We start from the raw sequence: 17793 nt of genomic DNA, 5'->3' as shown, positions 1-17793 counted from the left end.
GCCGATCACCCTCTCAGGTCGGCTACGCATCGTTGCCTTGGTGAGCCGTTACCTCACCAACTAGCTAATGCGACGCGGGTCCATCCATAAGTGACAGCCGAAGCCGCCTTTCAATTTCGAACCATGCGGTTCAAAATGTTATCCGGTATTAGCCCCGGTTTCCCGGAGTTATCCCAGTCTTATGGGCAGGTTACCCACGTGTTACTCACCCGTCCGCCGCTAACTTCATAAGAGCAAGCTCTTAATCCATTCGCTCGACTTGCATGTATTAGGCACGCCGCCAGCGTTCATCCTGAGCCAGGATCAAACTCTCCAATAAAGTTAGTTTGTCTAGCATCTAAAATAAAAATTGACGTTTCACGTTGTTTGTTTCGTTCAGTTTTCAAAGAACTAAAAGCGGGTGAAGAGAATCGAACTCTCGACCAGAGCTTGGAAGGCTCTTGTTTTACCACTAAACTACACCCGCGTGGTCGGGAAGACAGGATTTGAACCTGCGACCCCCTGGTCCCAAACCAGGTGCTCTACCAAGCTGAGCCACTTCCCGTAATTGGCGCGCCCGAGAGGAGTCGAACCCCTAACCTCTTGATCCGTAGTCAAACGCTCTATCCAATTGAGCTACGGGCGCTTATTCATGATGTTTTTTCGTCGTTGTAATTTGGCGACTCAATTATCTTATCATACTACATTTTCAAATGCAAGTACTTTTTTAAGATTTTTTTGATGCGGCCGAGAGGACTTGAACCTCCACGGGGTTTCCCCCACTAGGCCCTCAACCTAGCGCGTCTGCCGTTCCGCCACGACCGCGCGGAAAAAACAAAAGTGAGCCATGAAGGACTCGAACCTTCGACCCTCTGATTAAAAGTCAGATGCTCTACCAACTGAGCTAATGGCTCGTAAATGGCTGGGCTAGCTGGATTCGAACCAGCGCATGACGGAGTCAAAGTCCGTTGCCTTACCGCTTGGCTATAGCCCATCGAAATAATTATCTTCTTTTCAAAGACAAATGTTATTGTACCATAATGTCCAATAAAAAACAACTGCTATATAGCAGAAGTTAAAATGGCGGTCCCGACCGGGGTCGAACCGGCGATCTCCTGCGTGACAGGCAGGCATGTTAACCACTACACCACGGGACCATTTGGTTGCGGGGACAGGATTTGAACCTGCGACCTTCGGGTTATGAGCCCGACGAGCTACCGTGCTGCTCCACCCCGCGACAATACTATTCATATAAAATTATATGGTGGAGGATGACGGGATCGAACCGCCGACCCCCTGCTTGTAAGGCAGGTGCTCTCCCAGCTGAGCTAATCCTCCAAAAGTGGTGACCCGTACGGGATTCGAACCCGTGTTACCGCCGTGAAAGGGCGGTGTCTTAACCACTTGACCAACGGGCCAATATGTATGGCAGAGAAGAAGGGATTCGAACCCTCGCACCGCGTTAGCGATCTACTCCCTTAGCAGGGGAGCCCCTTGAGCCACTTGGGTACTTCTCTGTATGGCTCCGCAGGTAGGACTCGAACCTACGACCGATCGGTTAACAGCCGATAGCTCTACCACTGAGCTACTGCGGAATAATGAAGACAATTTGTATCTTATAAAAATTCTCTCTGTAAGTCAAGAAGTTTTTAACAACATCTTGTTCAAACGTGACATGTTTATAATATACTGGATTGCGTTTTTACTGTCAAGATTTTTTCGATATCGGTTTGAGTTTCCCTTTACACTTTCCACAGACATATCTTTTTGTATTTATTTGACGCCTTCTTACATATTGAAGTGAACACTCCATACATTCATACTTATAAATCTTTTTTTCCTTCTCTTCATTAATCATTTGTTTACAAAAACGTGGTGCATCAACTTTCTTTAACAACTCACGAAAATCCCTGTCCCTGTGCTTATACCCTCTTCCTGCAATATGTAAGTGATAATGACAAAGCTCATGTTTAATAATCCCGACTAACTCTTCTTCACCATACACTTCGTAATATCGATAATTCAGTTCGATATTATGACTCTTCAATAAATAACGCCCACCAGTTGTACGTAATCTATTATTAAACACTGCTTTATGTAAGAACGGCATCTCAAAGTATTGTAGTGACACTTCTTCCACCAGTCGCTGAATTTCTTGCTCATCCACTCTCATTCCTCCTAAACAAAAAAATATTTTTACACTTTTCTCACTTCTTATACATATATTAAATAGTACATATACCCATCCTCATGTAAGAAACGTGGTTTCTAAAAACAAAACATGAATAGAAATCCACTCACCAACCTCTCATCAATAGCATTTTAGATTTTTGAGAGCAGGATTAAACAAGGAGGGATTCCTATGCCTACGTGGCTAAAAAAACAAATGCAACGTGCATATTTCGAAAAAAACCGGTATCAAATTAAATTATTAAATGAATGCTGGTTTTATTATAGCAAAATACATCAAAGCTCATAATCCATTACACTTTTTATTCCATAAAAAAAGAGCAGTTTCGTCTGCTCTCTTCTCTTACTATTCAATCGGCAACATAGATAGTGCAACGCGTCCTTTTTTTGTATCAATATCATCTACCCATACTTTTACAATTTGCCCTACTGACACAACATCTAACGGATGCTTTACAAACTGTTTGCTAAGTTTAGAAATATGTACTAAACCATCTTGCTTTACGCCAACATCAACAAAAGCACCAAAATCAACAACGTTACGAACTGTTCCTTCTAGTTCCATACCACGTTTTAAATCTTCTAATTTCAAAATCCCTTTTTTCAGAAGTGGTTTAGGCAACTCATCCCTCATATCTCTTTCTGGACTAATAAGCGCATCTATAATATCAACTAACGTCGGCTCCCCAACTCCTGTTTCTTGAGATAACTTAGAAATCTCTACTTCTTCCAATCTCTTTTGTAATTGCGGTTGTCCTACGTCATCTATCGATAACCCTAGACTCTTCAATAACAATTCAACATTTTTATATTGCTCTGGATGAATACCTGTTCGATCTAATGGATTCGCTCCTTCTAGTATACGTAAGAAACCTATACATTGTTCATACGTCTTTGCACCTAAACGCGGGATTTTCTTTAATTCCGTGCGCTTTGTGAATTTCCCATCTTCTTCTCTCTTTGCCACAATATTTTTCGCAACAGTTTTCGATAAACCTGAAACATATTGTAACAATGCAACCGAAGCCGTATTTACATTAACCCCAACTTGGTTAACAGCTGTTTCTACTACAAATGTTAATGACTCATTCAGTCTCTTTTGAGATACATCATGTTGGTATTGTCCAACCCCAACTGATTTAGGATCAATTTTCACAAGTTCAGCAAGTGGATCTTGCAGACGTCTTCCAATAGAAACGGCACTTCTCTCTTCAACTTGTAAATTTGGGAATTCCTCACGAGCTAAATCAGAAGCTGAATATACACTAGCACCCGCTTCATTTACAATAATATAAAAGACATCTCGGTTCACACTTTGCAATACATCTACTATAAACTCTTCTGTTTCTCTAGATGCTGTCCCATTACCAATTGCAATCATTTCAACTTGATATTTATCTATAATAGAAAGAACTTTCGTTTTTGCATCATCATATTTACGAACAGGTGGATGCGGATAAATAACATCGATATGTAGTACTTTCCCCGTATCATCTACTACAGACAATTTACAACCAGTTCTATATGCCGGATCTACCGCTAGCACGACTTTCCCTTTCATCGGAGGTTGTAATAATAAGTTACGTAAGTTCTCAGAGAAAATATGTATCGCTTGTTCTTCAGCTGTTTCTGTTAATTCTTTACGAATTTCTCTTTCGATTGAAGATTGAATTAATCGTTTATAACCATCTTCAATCGCTAATTGTACATAATGTGCACTTTTCGAATCGTTATCACGAATTACTTTCTTATTTAAGAAAGTTACTATCTCATCTACTGGCGGAACAACAGCAACTCTCAATATATCTTCTTTCTCGCCACGATTCATTGCTAATACACGATGTGGTACTACTTTTTGCAATGGTTCTTCATAACTGTAATACATTTCATATATATTCTTTTCATCTTTTTCTTCATCTTTCACGGACGAAGACATAACACCTTTTCTAAAAGTAACATTTCGAATCCAACTACGATACGCAGCTTCATCTGAAACCATTTCTGCAATAATGTCTTGTGCACCTTGTAAAGCTTCTTCTGCAGATTGCACTTCTTTTTCTACATTAATAAATTCCACTGCCTTTTTAGCCGGATCTTCTTTTTTATATAACAATAACCATTCAGCTAATGGTTCTAATCCCTTTTCTTTAGCGATTGTCGCTTTCGTTCTTCTTTTCTCTTTATATGGACGATATAGATCTTCTACTTCTTGCAACTTTGTAGCTTTAACAATTTGCTGTCGTAGCTCTTCTGTCAGTTTCCCCTTCTCATCAATAAGACGAAGAACTTCTTCCTTCCTATCTTCAAGTTGCATCATATATTGCCATCTCTCTAAAATCGTACGAATTTGCACCTCATCTAAAGAGCCTGTCCATTCTTTTCGGTAACGAGCAATAAATGGAACTGTGTTACCTTCTTCTGTTAATTGAATAACATGACGAACTTGCTTTTCGGTAAAGCCTAATTCTTTCACTAACATTTTCATTAACGCTTGTCGATTATCTACCATTTCCATATACAACCGTAACCTCCTCTATAATAAAAAAAGTTGCCCTTCAAAGAGAGCAACTTAAACTGCCGATTTAAAAATCTATTAGTCCTAAACTAATTTGTAACGCTTCATCTACACGACTCATCATCACTTCATCCAAATGAGTGATTTTGTCCGTTAAGCGTTGCTTATCGATTGTTCGAATCTGCTCAAGTAAAATAACAGAATCTCTCTCAAAACCATACTTTTTCGCATCAATTTCCACATGAGTGGGTAATTTCGCTTTTTGAATCTGTGCAGTAATAGCCGCTACAATCACCGTTGGACTAAAACGATTTCCGATGTCATTTTGAATGACAAGAACCGGACGAACGCCTCCTTGCTCAGAACCAACAACTGGGGAAAGGTCTGCAAAATACACGTCGCCGCGTTTTACAATCAAAATATTACCCCCCGCTAACTAAGCGTTCTACTGTATGAGCTGCTTCATACTCTGCTAAGAAAGCTTCAGATGCAATACCAAGATTAATTTTTCCCATTTCAATGTACCCACGTCGCATTGATTCATGTTGGTAGCGTTTCTTCGTCTTATGTTGACGCAATAACAATTGTGTTGCCTGGCAAATTAGTTCATGGCGATTCTTATTCTCTTGTTTTCCAATTCCGTCCAATTCCGTTACCATTTGCTTTGGCAACCGAACCACGATTTCAGTAGTTACACTTGATTCGGACACAAAAATACACCTCCACCGTCAACTACACACCCAAATATATATGACACCTATTGTAATAATACCATTGTATGGAGCCTGTTGCAAAGACTTCCTTATTCCTTGCTTATGTTTTCCAATTCACAAACAAAACATTCATCTTCTTAAATTTTTTATCTCATAACTAACTAAAAACAATAGAACTCCTCTTCAAAACTTACGTGCAACTTATATAAAAAATGATTATAAGTAAAAAGCTTCTCATCAAAAAGAGCTTATTATCCAGCAATGAACAGTCACTCCAATGACAAGAAGCAATCATACTACCTTCTATATATTGTTCAAGTAATTAATTATCTCTACAACCTTACCATTCCGTATAAATATTCTTGGCACACGGAAACTGATCGTTGCAATAATTTCATAATTAATAGTCCCTGAGTATTCCGCAACCTCTGTAGCGCTAATATACTCATCTCCTTGCCTTCCAATAAGCGTAACTTTCGTACCAAGTGGCACTTCACAAGGAAGATGAATCATGAACTGATCCATTGTTACTCGCCCTACAATCGGTACCCTTTTACCATTTATAAGCACTTCAAATCCTTGTAACCTTCTAAGCCACCCATCTGCATAGCCAATCGCTACAGTCGCAATCCATTCTTCAGTTTTCGTTCGATAGGTGACGTTATAACTAATTCCATCACCTTTAATTACCTGTTTAATATGAGCAACTTTCGTATGAAGTGATAGCGCCGGTTCTAATTCAAATGGTAAAAAAGGACGTATTTCTACAGAAGGAGATAATCCATACATTGCAATCCCAATTCGCACTGCATTAAATGTAATCCCTTGAAAACGTAACGTCGCAGCACTATTAGCTGTATGAACAAACTTAGGATCCACTCCGAATTCTTTCAACCAACTTAACTGCTCCAAGAACGTGTTATATTGCTTATCAAAATACGAAGTCTCAACCTCATCTGCCGTTGCAAAATGCGTGTATACTCCTTCTAACTCTAAAAACGGTGCACCCTCTAAACTCTTTAAAAATTCTTTTAGCTCTTTTCTTTCACGTATTCCAATTCTCCCCATACCACTATCAAAGTTAATATGGAATTTCATTACAGATGAACCATCCCAAAGTTTAATTGCTTCGTCCACCCATTCTTTTTGAAAAACAGTTAGCGCTACATCATTTTCAGCAGCTACATTTACATCACGCGGCGGCGAGGGACCTAACACTAAAATCGGCTCAGTAATACCAGCCCTCCGAAGCACTAAAGCTTCATCTAAAAAAGCAACAGCTAACCTTGTTGCACCTGCTTCTAATGCCGTTTTAGCCACCGGTACATAATCGTGCCCATATGCGTTTGCTTTAACTACAGCAAAAATCTCTACATTACTTGGGATGAACTCTTTAATATGTGTAACGTTGTTATAAATGGCATCTAAATCCACTTCCACCCAAGTGTCACGGTAAAATGGTGCTTCTTCCATAAATACACTTCCTTATACACGATATGCGAAGCTTATTCTTTTATATGCTTCTTTTATGAAATCCACCTTCAAACTAAGAAAAGACGTGGTGCACATATATCACCACGTCTAAGAAGTTTACTTCACCTGCTTCGCTGTAACTGAACGAGCAACCATTAACAGCTCCTTCGGCTCTAAACCTTTAGACACGAGCATATATTCTACTCCGTTATGCGACCACGTTACAGAGTCTTTCGTTAATGCACCAATCGTAAACCCAAGATCAACTGGTTCTCCACTTACACTTACCGCTGATGATGCCTCTGCAACTTTTGCCTTTTCTTGTATTAAAGTAAAGGATTTCTTATTTCCAGTGTATGTGAGTATCGCACGCTTGCCACTGTCTGTCTTCAACTCTTTTTCATCTTGCAGAGTCATACCTTGTGGTGTATCAAGTGGATACAAAATAGCAAACGGTTTGTCTTCTTTCGCTGTTGTTTGAACATCTATCTGTGCTCTAGACATATTTTGTTTCGTATCAAATGCACCTTTATCAAATTTCGCATCGAATTTCACTTTAGAGAAATCTACTTTCACAAGAACATTTTGATCATTATCCATCAACTTCACTGAAACTGGAGTCAAGTCGCTCTTATTCAATGTAATCTCTTGTCTCGGCAACATATTTTGATGTTGATAGTTTGTTTTTGTTTTAAAAATATAATACTTATCTGTTTTCTCAAAAGTAAGGTTTTTCTTGTCCTGCAAAATATCTCTTACAAGTGATTCATATAAATAAGCCTGGCTACTATTTTGCGGCCAATCACTTTGAAAACGGAAGCTCTTATTAAGTGCTGGCGTTAATACAAATACACCTTCTTCATTTCTCAAAATAATTTGGCTCTGATCTTTTTTTGCATTTTTTAAATTCACACGATAAAAAGACGGTTCCTTATGCCAAATCTCTACGTTATACTCTTGAGGCTCATTGCCTGTTTTAATAGATAATTTTGCCTCAGCTTGATAACTTTTCATCCCTTTTACTTTTGATTCTAAATCTCTCACGACATCATCTTGCTTCTTTTCCATACAACCCGCCAACACAAAAACGGTCAACAAACCGACAAGAACTAAAAACAGACGCCTTTTCATCAATTCAGCCCCTTTGCCCCTATAAATGAATGGAAGATGTACCTTCCTTATCGCTACCTCAAATATATGAGACAAAGATATAAAATATGCAGACTAGCGTGACGAGCTTTCTAAAACAACTTGAGCAACAGCAAATTCCTTACTATGACTAATTGATAAATGAACAATATACTCTGTACTTGTAATCAGAATTGGCTTACCTCTTTCATCATTTTTCACTTCAATATCTAAAAAACTCACTTCTTTTCCGATACCAGTACCTACAGCTTTTGAATACGCCTCTTTCGCTGCAAACCTTCCAGCTACAAACTCTGTAAGGCGACTTCCTTTCAGCTCCATAGCAACATTACGTTCATTTTCCGTTAAAATACGTTCCATAAATTTAAGCTTTCCATCTAGCATTTTTTCAATACGATTTAATTCAATAATATCGATACCAATCCCTATAATCATTTCGAAATCCCCTTCTTCTATTTAACTTTCTTCTTTCATATTGATAAGAATAACAGAGAATCTTTCTGATGCAAAAGGGGTGAAAGTAACCGTATGCTAATAAGATCCACTCATATTTCTTTACAACCGACTATTCTTACCTTACTTCTTATTCATTTAGTCATGATGATATTAGGCGACTTTTTTCTCTTGCCACTGGCAGCCTCTAATGAATATATCGCTAAAGGAGAATGGTGGCGTGTCATAACTTCTCTTCTCGTACACGTAGACTTACAACATTTTCTTTCTAATAGTATTTTTTTGTTTGCTCTTGGTTCTTCTATCGAAAAACAACTCGGACACTTTTCTTTTTTTATTCTATTTTTTCTCTCTGGAATTTCTGGAAATATTTCTTCTTATATTATTATGCCGCTTGAATATATTCACGCAGGTGCATCAGGTGGTATTTTCGGACTATTAGGTGCACAGTTATTTTTATTGTACAATCGATACCGCTCTTCAAAACCAAAAGAAATTGCCATTTTCTCAATTATGATTCTTCTATTACTGCTATTTACTTTCTTTAACCCTTCTGCCAATCCGATCAGTCATTTAACAGGTTTAATAACCGGTGGCATTTTAACCCCTTTTTTAACCAAAAAAAACGATGGTGCAAAGCTTATTTAATATAAAAGCTTGCACCATCGATAATTTCTACATCTACTTGTTCACTTAAATCTCTCATTAATTGAAATAAAGACTCATCCTTCATCTTCGCCTCAATCATACAATCAATTTGCGGAACACTTCCCTTTATCCTTCTTAAAAAAGATAAAAATGCCTCTACATTAATATAATCTGCATGAGCTCTTGGATCTTTTCCCTCTCTAGGGCTAGAGATATGCATTTTAACCGGCAACAAAGACGTTTCCCACGTATGAACGACACGTGCCCAGTCTTCATACCAATCTTCTTGCTCATTATTCATCATATGGTGATGCAAGTCAAATACGACGGGAATATCTAATTTTTCTCCTAAATATAATGTTTCCTCTAACGTAAAGGTTGTATCATCATTTTCTAATATAATCATTTCTTGAATACCCCTTGGGACATTCGACCAATTCTCTATAAAGCGCTCTAATGCAAGTTCTTTATCTTTATATCCTCCTCCAACATGCAGTACACATCGTTGCTTATGTTCAATCCCCATACCTTTTAATAATTTTTTGTGCATCTGCAATGTTTTTACAGATTGTTTAAAAACACTCTCCTCAGGTGAATTTAGTACAACAAAATGATCTGGATGGAAATCAATTCTCATATTCATATGAACTGCATATTCACCTAGTTTTTTTAAATTTTCTTTTAAAAGACGAATATAGTTCCACTCTAGCAATTCCTCATGATTCGCTAAAGGAATGAGCTTTGAACTGAGCCGAAAGAAAGATATGTCATGCCCTTTATTATGCTTTAATAAACGTAAACAATTTTCTAAATTGGAATTAGCAATTCTTTCAAGTTTACGAATTGCAGCAGCACGATCATCTAATTTCTGAAACTGTGCATACGTCATCGTTTGAGATGGAGATGCATTCTTCAAATGTACACTCATCGCAACGTAACCAAGCCTTACAAGCATATAACAGCCCCTTTTCTATCATAACTATTATGTAGTATGCACAATTATAGAAATAAAAAAAGAGAATGCCCGCAAAGGGCATTCTCTTTTTTTTATTAAGCTTGTGGACGGCTATGATGTTTTCTTTCGCCGCGTCCATTTGAAGAACCAGGGCGACCTTGGCCTTCACCTCTACGACCACGACTACCACCATCACGATTACGATCGCGGTTACCATCACGATTGCGATCACGGTTTCCGTCACGATTACGTCCATCACGGTTACGGTCACGATTACGTCCATCGCCACCGCCGCGTGCATCACGACTACGATTACGGTTACCATCACGGTATCCGCCTCCGTTACCGCCGCGTTTTTTAGAACCGCCGCCTCTTGAAACAACAGGTGGTTCTGATGTTAAAGCGATCGGAGTTGTATCCGGCTCTTTAGTCATCATTTTTAAAGCAGCAGCTACTACTGTTACAGAGTCATTTTCTTCTAACATTTCTTCTGCAATACGCTTGTAGTATGCTAAGTTTTCATTTTCAATTGTGCTTTGAAGCTTTTCAGCGATTAAACGTTGTTGACCTTCTAATGCCTCGTCAAGTGTCGGTGCATCCATACGGTCCATTTTACGTTTTGTTGTACGCTCGATATTTTTTAATTGTCCTGATTCACGTGGTGTTACAAATAGCATTGCAATACCTTTTTTACCTGCACGACCAGTACGACCGATACGGTGAACGTATGATTCTGGATCTTGTGGAATATCGAAGTTATATACGTGCGTTACGCCTGAAATATCAAGACCACGTGCAGCAACGTCTGTTGCAACAAGAACTTCAATAGAACCTTCTTTAAATTTACGTAATACAGACATACGTTTCGCCTGAGTTAAATCACCGTGAATACCTTCTGCAGCATAACCACGTAAGTTTAATGCTTCTGATAATTCATCAACACGGCGCTTTGTACGACCGAATACGATTGCAAGCTCTGGAGATTGAATATCTAATAAGCGTGTTAACACGTCAAACTTTTTCTTTTCTTGCACTTCTAAATAGAACTGCTGAATGTTTGGCATTGTTACTTCTTTTGCTTTTACTTTAATGTGTTGAGGCTCAGTCATGAAACGCTCAGCAATACGGCGGATTGGATCCGGCATTGTCGCTGAGAATAGTAATGTTTGATGTGTTTCTGGCACATCTGTTAAAATTGCTTCAATGTCTTCAATGAAGCCCATGTTTAACATTTCATCCGCTTCGTCAAGAACAACTGTCTCTACGTTTTGCAGACGAAGTGTTTTACGGTTAATATGATCTAAAATACGACCCGGCGTACCAACAATAATGTGTGGGTGTTTTTTTAGAGCACGAATTTGGCGGTTAATATCTTGACCACCATAAATTGGTAAAATACGAACACGTTTATGCTTACCAATTTTGTATAATTCTTCTCCAACTTGAATTGCTAATTCACGCGTTGGCGCGATAACAATACCTTGAACCGATTCTTTATGTGTATCCACTTTATCTAATAGTGGTAATCCGAATGCTGCTGTTTTCCCTGTACCTGTTTGCGCTTGCCCAATAATATCTTTACCTTGCAATGCATGTGGAATTGTTTCAGCTTGAATTGGTGTAGCCTCTTCAAAGCCCATACTTTCAACAGATTGCAGTAAAGAATCACTTAATCCTAATTCTCGAAATGTTGTCAATGTTACTTCTCCTTTTCTATCCTATACTTATCATTTAAAAAAAGGCGTTTTCCGAATTTGCGGAAAAGCCCTTTTCCTGAATGCTCACGTATATAAACGGGCGTATATTCTTCACGAAAATACTTCTAAACGTTATTACACTTTATCAATTATAAGTTTTGTATGTGTAAAAAGCAAACCCAACTGTTACCTTATTTTCATATTCAGAGTTTTTTTTTCACTTTTATTTTTTTATATTTACTGTAAGCGCTTATTATAAGTTTCTTCTATTTTCGTAACTATCATCCCTATTTATATACACCAATTATTTCAACATCGTAATTACTTCTTCTAATTTCATACCGCGAGATGCTTTTATTAATACAACATCTTTCACATCGACTACTGCTTGTAAATCTTTTACTAACTCTTCTTTATTATCATACGCCTTTACACGTTCATTAGGGAAATTAATTTTCGCTCCTTCAGCAATTTGAGCCCCTAATCTACCGTATGTGAATACATGCGAGATTTTTGCTGGATCGATTAATTTTCCTACCTCATAATGGAACTGTACTTCTTGATCTCCAAGTTCTAACATATCACCGAGCACAACGATTTTTTTAGCAAAACCATCTAAACCATTCATTAAATGGAATGCTGCTTCCATAGCCGTCGGACTTGCATTATAAGCATCGTTGATAATTGTTAAACCACTATTTGTTTTCACAATTTCCATACGCATGCCCGTCATTTGAAGTGTTACTAAACCTTCTTTCATCTCTTCCCACGTTACACCAAAATGTTTCGCAATTGCCATTGAAGCAAGTGTATTATACACATTATGTTTTCCTAACACAGGTAAGTAGAATGAAATATTTTCATCTCTATTCATTTTGAAATGTGTCCCAGTTGCTTGTAATGTTACAGTCGTTGGATAATAATCGTTTGCTCTTGCATCACCAAACGTAACCGTTTCTGCTGCTAAATTCATTTCAGGAACACGATTCGTTAATAAAGGCTCATCTCCGTTATATACGAACACGCCACCTTCTTGTAACCCTGTAACAATTTCTAATTTCGCTTCAGCAATTGCCTCACGAGACCCTAAATCCATTAAATGTGCCTCACCAATATTCGTAATGATAGCTGCATTAGGACGAGCTAACTTAGATAAGAATTCAATTTCGCCTCGGCTTGACATACCCATCTCTAATACTGCTACTTCTGTATTTTCTTCTAAGTTTAAAATGGTAAGAGGTAATCCGATATGGTTATTGAAGTTCCCTTCTGTTTTTTGCACTTTGAATTTAGTCGCAAGAAGACTTGTTACAATATCTTTCGTAGATGTTTTACCATTACTACCCGTTACACCTACAACTTTAACATCCAATTGATCGCGATAGTTTTTCGCTAACATTTGCAATGCGGATAGCGTGTCTTCCACAAAAATAACCGGAAGATTCTCAGGTGGATTCGCTACATCTTTCATCCATAATGTAGCCACAGCTCCATTTTCAACAGCTTTATCTACAAAAGCATGTCCATCGAAGCGCTCCCCTTGAATCGGAACATACAAGTTTCCTTTTTCAATTTTTCTTGTATCAATAGACACGCCTTGAATAGTAATTCCCTCATATTGCTCTGCTAATCCAGTACCATTTACCATCTGTTCCACTTGCTTTAACATTCGCTTTATCATATAGAAACGCTCCTTACATAGAGGAAGCACTATTCCTACGAATAGTGCTTCCTCCTTTTTTGTTAGATTGTATATTTAATTTTTTGTTTTTCTTCGTGACGTTCAATCGCTAAACGAATTAGCTCTTCGATTAATTCTGGATACGGTAACCCAGTATGTTGCCATAATAGAGGGAACATACTGAACGGTGTAAATCCTGGCATTGTGTTTACTTCGTTAATATACACTTCTCCATCTTTCGTTAAGAAGAAATCAGCTCGCGTTAAACCTGCACCGTCTAATGATTGGAATGCAATAATCGCATCACGCTTAATTACATTAGATTCTTCTTCTGTCATTTCAGCTGGAATAATTAGCGCCGTATCACCATCGATATATTTCGACTTATAATCATAGAAGTCCTTTTTCGGAACGATTTCACCTACAACTGAACATTTCGGCTCATCATTACCTAGTACCCCAACTTCTACTTCACGACCTACAATATTTTCTTCTACAATAATTTTGCGATCAAATTGGAATGCCTCTACAAATGCATCCTCAAGTTCTTCACGATTTTTACACTTATTAATACCAACACTTGAACCAAGGTTCGCTGGTTTTACGAAGCAAGGATATCCTAACTTATCTTCTACTTTAGAATAAGCTTCCTCACGATTTTTCTCCCATGCACTACGAATGAAGGATGCATATTTTGCTTGTTTTAAACCAGCCTCTGCAAAGATGTTTTTCATAACAACTTTATCCATACCAGCAGATGATGCTAGAACACCATTTCCTACATAAGGGATATTCATTAATTCTAATAGTCCTTGAACCGTTCCATCTTCACCGTTTGGTCCATGTAGTAATGGGAAAATAACGTCAATAGCGTTCTCCTCAGAAGCTGCAGATGGGATAATTTCTGTACTTAATGATAACGGAGAAATCGCATTTTCTGCACCGCTCATTTTTAAAGCTTCAACATCTGTTACTTCGCCTTCAATACGCTCACCGCGTACCCATTGACCTTGTTCTGTAATATAAATTGGATGAATCTCGAATTTATCTTGATTTAACGCTTTAATAGCAGCAAGAGCCGTCTGTAGCGAAACTTGATGCTCAGCTGATTTTCCACCATATAATAAACCTAATTTAATTTTCGTCAATGAAATCACCCTAACCAATTGTTTTCATTTTTCTATTTTAGCACTTTTTATAAAAATAGGTAGTTCCTATTTGAAATAAAATGTAACTTCCATAAATAATTAAATAACATCACTTATTGGTTTTTTCATTTCATTTTCTATATAGGTACACAAAATAAAATGGCAATCTAATCTAGTTATGTACCTAAAATATGTAGAAATCCCCTTTTTTGTGTATGTCACCTATTCACTAAGAAGATTGTTTGGTTAGTGTGTCTTTTTGCCTTTGCTCAACAAGGCGATCTAAAGAAACATATACAATACCTGCAACTACACATCCTACAGCTAAAATTGTAAATAGAAAGTGACCAAGTAACCGATCTAATAAAAAACCTCCCAAAAGTGGGCCAAATGCGCTTCCTGTAATCCACTGCAAACTTGCAGCTCCCATATAAGTCCCTCTCAAATGCTCAGGGGCCAAATTTGCTACAAATGTCATCTGTACAGGCGACATAATCATTTCACCTAACGTATATATAGCATAAACGAACAGTAGTGTTATTAAAATAATTGTAGCATTTGTATTAAATTCTCCAAACCACTTCGGTAACCACCCTATAAAAAATAATCCAATCCCGAATAAACATGCACCATATAACATCGTCTTCCCAACTGGTTTATCCGTAGCCCATTTTGAAATTTGAAACTGGAATAAAACAACTAATAGTCCGTTTAACGCCATTAAATATGGATATGGATTATTCGTTCCAAAAATACGCTTCATTTCATTATCAAAATGTAGTGGCAGCATGCCTTCCGTTTGAGAAAACCCCATCGAAATGATAATACCTGCTAATAAGTAAATCATTAATGCCTTATCTCGCATTAAAATTTTCCAAACTGCCCCAGATTCCTTTTCTTTATGTTCTTCCTTATCTATCCTCTTTGGCATCGTCTCTTGAATAAGAAGTAATACAAGTAACGCATAAAATAGCATTGTAGAAGAGGCAATAATAAACACAAGGTTCTTTGACAACACAACTACTGATGCTCCCATTATCGGACCAATCGCAGCACCTATATTGTGTCCCATTCGTAATAAACCATATGCCTCTGTTCTTTTTTCTGGTGCCGTTACATCCGCGACCATAGCTGATGCAGCTGGATGAAATAAAGAATTACTCAACCCTAAAAAAATAGATAAAATTGCATACGGAATAAATCCTTCTATAAATAGAAAACCGAGCATTAATAATGCATTACTTGCCATAGAAAATATCATAATAGGCTTTCTTCCATATATGTCAGCAATTCTCCCTCCTATAAGTGATCCAAAGCTTGCAGCAATTGGAGAAAGCGCCATAATAACCCCAACTTCCAACAACGAATCTACCTTATCTTTTAAATATAATGCAAAAAAAGGCATTAACATCATCATTGCAATTCCATTTAACGTCTCTCCAATAAATCGAATCCATACGTTACGGTCCATCTCCCTTAACTCACGCCACGTATTTTTCATCATTCCACCCCTTTAGTTAGCCAACAATTATCTTATAACAAGTTCAGAAAAATGTAAATTTTCAAATAAAAAATCCATTCTAACAGAATTAGAATGGATTTTTTCGCTTATAAATTTGCAACATCTTCTTCTTTTTTACTATTATTTAAAGCACTATGTTTTCGGCTATATAAGAAGTAAACCGCTATACCAATAACCATCCATATCCCAAAACTAATCCACGCTGTCCCTGATAATTGAAGCATTAAGTATAAACAGAAAATCACTGTTAATGCTGGTAAAAATGGTACAAGCGGAGCCTTAAATGCCCTTGGTAAGTCTGGATGAGTTCTTCTCATTACGATTACCGCAACAGCTACAAGTGCAAATGCTGACAATGTCCCCATATTTACAAGATGTGCTAAAACATTTAAATCTATTAATCCTGAAATCAGTGCCGCAATAATCCCCGTTGTCCATGTATTTAAAAATGGCGTTTTAAATTTCGGATGAACTTTAGCAAGACGCTTCGGCAGTAAACCATCTCGGCTCATCGCATAAGAAACACGAACTTGCCCATACATCATAACTAGCATTACTGTTGTAATTCCTGTAATTGCTCCTACTGAAATTACCCCCGCTAAACCATCTTGTCCAATAAATTGAAGTGCAAAAGCAACTGGATCTGATATATTTAGCTGGCCGTATGGAACAATCCCTGTCAAAATAAGCGAAACAACGATATAAAGAACTGTACAAATTAATAACGATGCAATAATACCAATTGGTAAATCACGTTGCGGACGTTTCACTTCTTCTGCCGCTGTTGAAACTGCATCAAATCCTATAAATGCGAAGAATACTGTAGCCGCTCCAGCCATTACACCATCTAAACCAAATGGCATAAAGGGCGTCCAGTTTTCAGGTTTCACATAATTAAAACCAGCAAAGATAAAAATAAGAACAACTGCTATTTTAATAAATACCATAATGTTATTTACTCGTGCACTTTCACGAACACCCCTAGATAAAAGAACTGTCATCACTAAAATAATTAGAACTGCAGGTAGATCAATTATTCCACCCTTTCCTGTACCAGGAGCCGAGGAGAGAATAGTCGGAATGTGAATTCCAAACCCCTTTAATAAAGATTGAAAATATGCAGACCAACCGTTTGCTACAGCAGATGTAGCAAGTAAATATTCAAGCATTAAGTCCCAGCCAATTAAAAATGCGAACACTTCCCCCATCGTCGCGTATGTATACGTATACACACTGCCCGAGACAGGAACTGAAGAAGCAAATTCAGCATAACAAAATGCAGCAAAGGCACAAGCTAACGCGGCAATCGCAAATGATAATATAATAGCTGGCCCAGAATGTTTCGCTGCCACAACACCCGTTAGAACAAAAATACCAGTTCCAACAATTGCTCCGATTCCAAGCATAGTTAAATCTAGCGCACCCAATGTTCTTGCTAACGTTTTTTGCTTACTTTCATGCATTAACTTTGCAATTGGCTTCTTTTGAAAAATTTGCTTCATCTTTCACTCCTCCAAGTTTTAAATTTTCTGAAAATTTTTAATTCGCTTTTTTATTTTACTCATTACGCTTTTCCTAGTCAATACTTTTGTCGAAACAAGTAGAAATTCTTCTGAATATGCACGATCCTTATTATTCTTTCTATATATCTTTCCATTATTTTTTTGGTA

The 17793-nt window shown here is 37.6% G+C and carries 15 protein-coding genes, 12 tRNA genes and 1 rRNA gene; 2 read left to right on the top strand and 26 right to left on the bottom strand.

What is annotated here, in order from left to right; all coding sequences use genetic code 11:
• The 14 genes from GBN78_RS09045 to GBN78_RS08980 form a co-directional block, all read right to left on the bottom strand.
• Positions 1 to 319, bottom strand: a 16S ribosomal RNA gene (locus GBN78_RS09045); the annotation flags it as partial.
• Between the two features lie 76 nt (positions 320 to 395).
• Positions 396 to 466: transfer RNA gene (locus GBN78_RS09040), tRNA-Gly, on the bottom strand.
• A 1-nt stretch (position 467) separates the two neighbouring features.
• A tRNA-Pro gene (locus tag GBN78_RS09035) sits at positions 468 to 544 on the bottom strand.
• Between the two features lie 4 nt (positions 545 to 548).
• Positions 549 to 625 (bottom strand) — tRNA-Arg (locus GBN78_RS09030).
• A 96-nt stretch (positions 626 to 721) separates the two neighbouring features.
• Positions 722 to 804: transfer RNA gene (locus GBN78_RS09025), tRNA-Leu, on the bottom strand.
• Between the two features lie 16 nt (positions 805 to 820).
• A tRNA-Lys gene (locus GBN78_RS09020) sits at positions 821 to 893 on the bottom strand.
• Positions 894 to 898: 5 nt separating this feature from the next.
• Positions 899 to 973, bottom strand: a tRNA-Gln gene (locus GBN78_RS09015).
• 87 nt (positions 974 to 1060) lie between these two features.
• A tRNA-Asp gene (locus tag GBN78_RS09010) sits at positions 1061 to 1136 on the bottom strand.
• A 3-nt stretch (positions 1137 to 1139) separates the two neighbouring features.
• Positions 1140 to 1216: transfer RNA gene (locus GBN78_RS09005), tRNA-Met, on the bottom strand.
• Positions 1217 to 1241: 25 nt separating this feature from the next.
• Positions 1242 to 1317 (bottom strand) — tRNA-Val (locus GBN78_RS09000).
• Between the two features lie 5 nt (positions 1318 to 1322).
• Positions 1323 to 1397 (bottom strand) — tRNA-Glu (locus tag GBN78_RS08995).
• 8 nt (positions 1398 to 1405) lie between these two features.
• Positions 1406 to 1496: transfer RNA gene (locus GBN78_RS08990), tRNA-Ser, on the bottom strand.
• Between the two features lie 3 nt (positions 1497 to 1499).
• Positions 1500 to 1574: transfer RNA gene (locus tag GBN78_RS08985), tRNA-Asn, on the bottom strand.
• Between the two features lie 113 nt (positions 1575 to 1687).
• On the bottom strand, positions 1688 to 2146 hold the full coding sequence (locus tag GBN78_RS08980; RefSeq protein ID WP_003311668.1) for a SprT family protein: 459 nt from the start codon (positions 2144 to 2146) through the stop codon (positions 1688 to 1690).
• A gap of 195 nt (positions 2147 to 2341) precedes the next feature.
• Between GBN78_RS08980 and cmpA the strand changes: the two genes are divergently transcribed.
• The gene (gene cmpA, locus GBN78_RS08975) at positions 2342 to 2458 is read left to right on the top strand and encodes a cortex morphogenetic protein CmpA (RefSeq protein ID WP_001143642.1); all 117 of its coding nucleotides are present in this window, start codon (positions 2342 to 2344) and stop codon (positions 2456 to 2458) included.
• A gap of 57 nt (positions 2459 to 2515) precedes the next feature.
• Here cmpA and GBN78_RS08970 read toward each other — a convergent pair whose 3' ends face one another.
• From GBN78_RS08970 to acpS, 6 genes are all read right to left on the bottom strand, one after another.
• A complete protein-coding gene (locus GBN78_RS08970) occupies positions 2516 to 4684 on the bottom strand; it encodes a Tex family protein (protein ID WP_000426236.1) in 2169 nt (722 codons plus the stop codon).
• A gap of 67 nt (positions 4685 to 4751) precedes the next feature.
• Positions 4752 to 5102, bottom strand: coding sequence for a type II toxin-antitoxin system endoribonuclease NdoA (gene ndoA / locus GBN78_RS08965; protein WP_000635965.1), 351 nt, complete (start codon positions 5100 to 5102; stop codon positions 4752 to 4754).
• Positions 5103 to 5106: 4 nt separating this feature from the next.
• Entirely contained in the window at positions 5107 to 5394 is a 288-nt protein-coding gene (locus GBN78_RS08960; RefSeq protein ID WP_000004570.1) for an antitoxin EndoAI, read from the bottom strand.
• A gap of 306 nt (positions 5395 to 5700) precedes the next feature.
• Positions 5701 to 6870: an alanine racemase gene (gene alr / locus GBN78_RS08955; protein ID WP_000390615.1), complete on the bottom strand. Its 1170-nt coding sequence runs from the start codon at positions 6868 to 6870 to the stop codon at positions 5701 to 5703.
• Positions 6871 to 6987: 117 nt separating this feature from the next.
• Positions 6988 to 7938 (bottom strand): LolA family protein, encoded by a 951-nt coding sequence (locus GBN78_RS08950; protein ID WP_033689732.1) that lies wholly within the window; start codon positions 7936 to 7938, stop codon positions 6988 to 6990.
• A 156-nt stretch (positions 7939 to 8094) separates the two neighbouring features.
• Positions 8095 to 8454, bottom strand: coding sequence for a holo-ACP synthase (acpS, locus tag GBN78_RS08945; protein WP_000583417.1), 360 nt, complete (start codon positions 8452 to 8454; stop codon positions 8095 to 8097).
• Positions 8455 to 8547: 93 nt separating this feature from the next.
• On the opposite strand from acpS, the gene GBN78_RS08940 reads away from it, so the two are divergent.
• Entirely contained in the window at positions 8548 to 9120 is a 573-nt protein-coding gene (locus tag GBN78_RS08940; protein WP_000908523.1) for a rhomboid family intramembrane serine protease, read from the top strand.
• Here the strand turns inward: GBN78_RS08940 and uvsE are convergent.
• The 6 genes from uvsE to bcaP form a co-directional block, all read right to left on the bottom strand.
• A complete protein-coding gene (uvsE, locus tag GBN78_RS08935) occupies positions 9113 to 10075 on the bottom strand; it encodes a UV DNA damage repair endonuclease UvsE (RefSeq protein WP_152127284.1) in 963 nt (320 codons plus the stop codon). The genes GBN78_RS08940 and uvsE overlap by 8 nt on opposite strands.
• Before the next feature lie 95 nt (positions 10076 to 10170).
• Complete coding sequence (gene cshA / locus GBN78_RS08930) at positions 10171 to 11772, bottom strand: degradosome RNA helicase CshA (RefSeq protein ID WP_000206585.1); 1602 nt, start codon at positions 11770 to 11772, stop codon at positions 10171 to 10173.
• A 304-nt stretch (positions 11773 to 12076) separates the two neighbouring features.
• Positions 12077 to 13453 (bottom strand): UDP-N-acetylmuramoyl-tripeptide--D-alanyl-D-alanine ligase, encoded by a 1377-nt coding sequence (gene murF, locus GBN78_RS08925; RefSeq protein WP_000595961.1) that lies wholly within the window; start codon positions 13451 to 13453, stop codon positions 12077 to 12079.
• Between the two features lie 62 nt (positions 13454 to 13515).
• Positions 13516 to 14601: a D-alanine--D-alanine ligase gene (locus tag GBN78_RS08920; RefSeq protein ID WP_000161427.1), complete on the bottom strand. Its 1086-nt coding sequence runs from the start codon at positions 14599 to 14601 to the stop codon at positions 13516 to 13518.
• 229 nt (positions 14602 to 14830) lie between these two features.
• A complete protein-coding gene (locus GBN78_RS08915) occupies positions 14831 to 16102 on the bottom strand; it encodes an MDR family MFS transporter (RefSeq protein WP_000799714.1) in 1272 nt (423 codons plus the stop codon).
• 107 nt (positions 16103 to 16209) lie between these two features.
• Entirely contained in the window at positions 16210 to 17625 is a 1416-nt protein-coding gene (gene bcaP / locus GBN78_RS08910) for a branched-chain amino acid transporter BcaP (RefSeq protein ID WP_000809349.1), read from the bottom strand.
• Positions 17626 to 17793 lie beyond the last annotated feature (168 nt).

The sequence above is a fragment of the Bacillus sp. B2-WWTP-C-10-Post-4 genome, assembly GCF_009183805.1.
Lineage (GTDB): Bacteria > Bacillota > Bacilli > Bacillales > Bacillaceae_G > Bacillus_A > Bacillus_A cereus.
This window is presented reverse-complemented; position numbering and strand designations above follow the sequence as displayed.